Source organism: Burkholderia sp. AU4i (genome assembly GCF_000466765.1).
GTDB classification, from domain to species: Bacteria; Pseudomonadota; Gammaproteobacteria; order Burkholderiales; family Burkholderiaceae; genus Burkholderia; species Burkholderia cepacia.
In genome coordinates, this window is the sequence record NZ_ASSI01000087.1 from 1 (window position 1) to 4,165 (window position 4,165).

Genomic DNA, 4,165 nt, shown 5'->3' on the forward strand with positions numbered 1-4,165 from the left:
CCCGACGCGCCCGGTACGCCACTCGCTGCGGACGCGGCGGCCGGCGGCTCGCCGTGTTCGGCCGTTTGCGTCGACGTGAGGACCGGCTCCGGCGCGGGTTTCGGCGCGGCGGCCCTGGGAGCCGCCGGTGCGGGCGCGGCCGGATGTTCGACCTGCTTCGGCGCAGGTGGCGCGGGCTGGCGCTCGATCGGCTGCGGTTTCAGCAGCTCGATCTGCACGGGGACTTCGGCGGGCGCGGGCGGGGTGAACGCGTCGCGGTTGCGCATCAGCCAGAACGCGGCGAGCGTGTGCAGCACCAGCACGACGACGAGTGCAATGCTCACGCGCAGCCAGCGGCGGGGCAAGGCGTGACTCGGGCGGATGTCGGCAGGCTGCATGGGCATCGGAACAGGATCGGGGCGCTCGCGTGATGTCGGGCGCGCGGCGCGCGCCACAGGAATCGGACTGTCGAATGCGCCGCACGTTCGCGCGCGTGCCGTGACGGGGGCAGGATGCGTCAGGCGTCGCGCGCGTCGGGACTATAGCCGAGTTCGTAAGACAGTTTCTGCGCACATGCGCGCAGCGCCGTGTCGATCTCGCCGCCCCATGCAATGTCGAACGAGCCTTCCTGGCCGAGCGCGACGATGGCGAGCGCGAGTTCGCCGACCGCATCGAACACGGGCATGCAGAACGCGTGGATCGTCGGCAGCAGCATCCCCTCGACGCGCGCGGCCTCGTGCTTGCGCACGTCGGCGAGCACCGCGTCGACCTCGTCGAGCGTGCGCGGGCCGCCGTGGTGCGGCGAGCGGCGCGTATCGGCGAGTTCGCGCTCGAGCATCGCGGCGGTCTTGCTGCGCGGCAGGTACGCGGCGAACAGCAGGCCCGTCGCGGAGCCGAGCAGCGGCATCACGTCGCCGAGCTTCAGCGACGCCTTCGCCGGGTGGCTCGACTCCATCCAGTGCACGATCGTCGGCCCCTGGTTGCCCCACACCGCGATGCCGACCGTCTGGTCGAGGCGGTCGCGGAATTCGGTCAGCGCGATCCGCGCGAGCTTCACGCCGTCCACGCGCGCGAGCCGCGCAAGCCCCATCTGCAGCGCGAAGCCGCCGAGCTCGTAGCGGCCCGAGACGGGGTCCTGCGACACCACGCCGAGACGCGAGAAGCTGACCAGGTAGCGGTGCGCCTTCGCAGGACTCATGCCCGCGCGCTGCGCGAGGTCGCGCAGCATCATCGCGCGCGGCTCGCTCGTCAGCACGTCGAGCAGGCGGAAGCCGACCTCGATCGACTGGATGCCGGAACGGACTTTCTCGCTGTTTTCGCCGTGCTCGCCGGAAGCGGCGTCGTCGGTGTCGGAGTCGGCGAGATCGTCGTCGGGAAGCGGGTTGGCGGGCATGGGCGGCAGGTGCGCGAAAATGCGGCAGGAATGGGGGTGAAAATACGGGGCGAAAAATCGGGACGAAAAATCGGGACGAAAGCGGCGTGCACGATCGTGGCGCGCCGCCGGGATTCACCATCGTAAAATAGATTCCCTCCATCGTCACTACAACGGCAGAGTCCCCCTTATGAAACTTGCTTCGCTGAAGGACGGCACGCGCGACGGCCAGCTGATCGTCGTGTCGCGCGACCTGCACACCGCGGCGATCGCCGACGCGATCGCGCCGACGTTGCAGCGTGTCCTCGACGACTGGGCGTTCTACGCGCCGCAGCTGCGCGACCTGTACGACGCGCTGAATCACGGCCGCGCGCGCAATTCCTTCGCATTCGATCCGGCCAACTGCATGGCGCCGCTGCCGCGCGCGTTCCAGTGGGCGGACGGCTCCGCGTACGTGAACCACGTCGAGCTCGTGCGCCGTGCGCGCGGCGCCGAGATGCCGCCCGAATTCTGGACCGACCCGCTGATGTACCAGGGCGGCAGCGACGATTTCCTCGGCGCGCGCGACGACGTCGTGTGCCCGTCCGAGGAATGGGGCATCGATTTCGAGGCGGAAGTCGCGGTGATCACCGGCGACGTGCGGATGAGCGCGTCGCCCGACGAAGCGCTGAAGGCCGTCCGGCTCGTCACGCTGGTGAACGACGTGTCGCTGCGCAACCTGATTCCGGCCGAGCTCGCGAAGGGCTTCGGCTTCTTCCAGAGCAAGCCGGCGACCGCGTTCGCGCCGGTCGCCGTCACGCCCGACGAACTCGGCGATGAATGGCGCGAAGGCCGCGTGCACCGGCCGATGATCGTCCACTGGAACGGCAGGAAGGTCGGCCAGCCCGATGCGGGCACCGACATGGTGTTCCACTTCGGCCAGCTGATCGCGCACGCGGCGAAGACGCGCAACCTGCGCGCCGGGTCGATCGTCGGCTCGGGCACGGTGTCGAACAAGGACGCGAAGCGCGGCTACTGCTGCATCGCCGAGAAGCGCTGCCTCGAGACGATCGAGCACGGCGCGCCGCAGACCGAATTCATGCGCTATGGCGACACCGTGCGCATCGAGATGTTCGACGCGGCCGGCAAGTCGATCTTCGGTGCGATCGAGCAGTCGGTCGCCCCGCCCGACGGCGCGGCGTAAGCCGCGCGGTGCTTGCGCGACACCCGGCTTCGGCCTGCGCGCCGGGTTTCGCCTGATGTTTGCCCGCGCGGGCTTGGCTACACTCGATTCAAGAGCCTCGACTCGAAGGAGCGGCACATGGCCGATCTCGCCGCATACGGCGGTTACGAAGCACTGAAGGTGACGCGCCGCGACCATGGCGTGCTCGACATCGTGATGAGCGGCGAGGGCGCGAACCGCAGCGGCCTCGCGACCGCGAACGCGCGCATGCATCGCGAGCTCGCCGACATCTGGCGCGACGTCGACCGCGATCCCGACACGCGCGTCGCGGTGATCCGCGGCGAGGGCAAGGGCTTCTCGGCGGGCGGCGATCTCGCGCTCGTCGAGGACATGGCGAACGACTTCGACGTGCGCTCCCGCGTGTGGCGCGAGGCGCGCGACCTCGTCTACAACGTGATCAACTGCAGCAAGCCGATCGTATCGGCGATGCACGGCCCGGCCGTCGGCGCGGGGCTCGTCGCCGGGCTGCTCGCCGACATCTCGATCGCCGCGAAGGACGCGCGCATCATCGACGGCCACACGCGCCTCGGCGTCGCGGCCGGCGACCACGCGGCGATCGTGTGGCCGCTGCTGTGCGGGATGGCGAAGGCGAAGTACTACCTGCTGCTGTGCGAACCGGTGAGCGGCGAGGAGGCCGAGCGGATCGGGCTGGTGTCGCTCGCGGTCGAGCCGGCCGACCTGCTGCCGAAGGCGTACGAAGTGGCCGAACGGCTCGCGCACGGTTCGCAGTCGGCGATCCGCTGGACCAAGTACGCATTGAACAACTGGCTGCGCACGGCCGGGCCGACCTTCGATACGTCGCTTGCGCTCGAATTCATGGGGTTTGCCGGGCCCGACGTGCAGGAAGGCCTCCGGTCGTTGCGCGAGCGGCGCCCGCCCGAGTTCCCCGGCGACGCCCCGTTCTGACACGCGCCGGCGCTATGATCGGTCCAGGCGCGGCTCGCGCGACCCATGGCGGCCGCCTCGCCCTCACCCAGTCAACCAGGATGCCCGTATGACGACCGATGCCTCCGGCTCCAATCCTTTCGCCGGCTTCGCCGGCTTCAAGCCCGCCGACATGATGGACCGGATGTGGGACATGATGCGGATGTCGCCGTTCGGCGCGATGACGCCGTTTCCGGGCGGCGCGCATGGGCTGCCGCCGTCGCTGTCGAGCATGTCCGACATGATGGCGCCGCTCACGAGCGTCGAGGAACTCGACAAGCGCATCACCGACCTGCGCGCGGTCGAGCAGTGGCTGAAGCTCAATCTCGGGATGCTGCAGTCGGCGATCCAGGCGCTCGAGGTCCAGCGCGCGACGCTCGCGACGCTGCGTGCGTTCGGCGCGTTCGCGCAGAGCTCGATGTCGGCGGCCGAGGAAGCGGCCGTCGCGGCGGCGCAGGCGGCGAAACCCGCGTCGGCTGCGCCGGGCGATGCGCCGCCGGCGGCGGATGCCGATGCTTCCGCCGCGGATGCAGCCGCGGGCGACGCCGCTCAGGCCTTCGATCCCGCCGGCTGGTGGAACCTCCTGCAGTCGCAGTTCAACCAGCTCGCGAGCCTCGCGATGGCGCAGCCGGGCATGCAGCCCGCCGCGCCGGGCGATGCGCCGCCGG

The 4,165-nt window shown here is 70.3% G+C and carries 4 protein-coding genes and 1 pseudogene; 3 read left to right on the top strand and 2 right to left on the bottom strand.

From position 1 onward, the window contains the following. Positions 1–383: pseudogene (locus L810_RS20255) on the bottom strand (DUF3108 domain-containing protein); the annotation flags it as partial. A gap of 113 nt (positions 384–496) precedes the next feature. Further along, the gene (locus tag L810_RS20260; RefSeq protein ID WP_021160146.1) at positions 497–1,372 is read right to left on the bottom strand and encodes an IclR family transcriptional regulator; all 876 of its coding nucleotides are present in this window, start codon (positions 1,370–1,372) and stop codon (positions 497–499) included. A gap of 169 nt (positions 1,373–1,541) precedes the next feature. Here L810_RS20260 and L810_RS20265 point away from each other — a divergent pair, with 169 nt between their 5' ends. From L810_RS20265 to L810_RS20275, 3 genes are all read left to right on the top strand, one after another. Then, positions 1,542–2,534, top strand: a complete 993-nt coding sequence (locus L810_RS20265; RefSeq protein WP_021160147.1) for a fumarylacetoacetate hydrolase family protein — start codon at positions 1,542–1,544, stop codon at positions 2,532–2,534. 117 nt (positions 2,535–2,651) lie between these two features. Then, on the top strand, positions 2,652–3,479 hold the full coding sequence (locus L810_RS20270; protein WP_021160148.1) for an enoyl-CoA hydratase/isomerase family protein: 828 nt from the start codon (positions 2,652–2,654) through the stop codon (positions 3,477–3,479). An 88-nt stretch (positions 3,480–3,567) separates the two neighbouring features. Further along, on the top strand, positions 3,568–4,165 hold a 598-nt coding region (locus tag L810_RS20275; protein WP_042975496.1), incomplete at its 3' end, for a PhaM family polyhydroxyalkanoate granule multifunctional regulatory protein.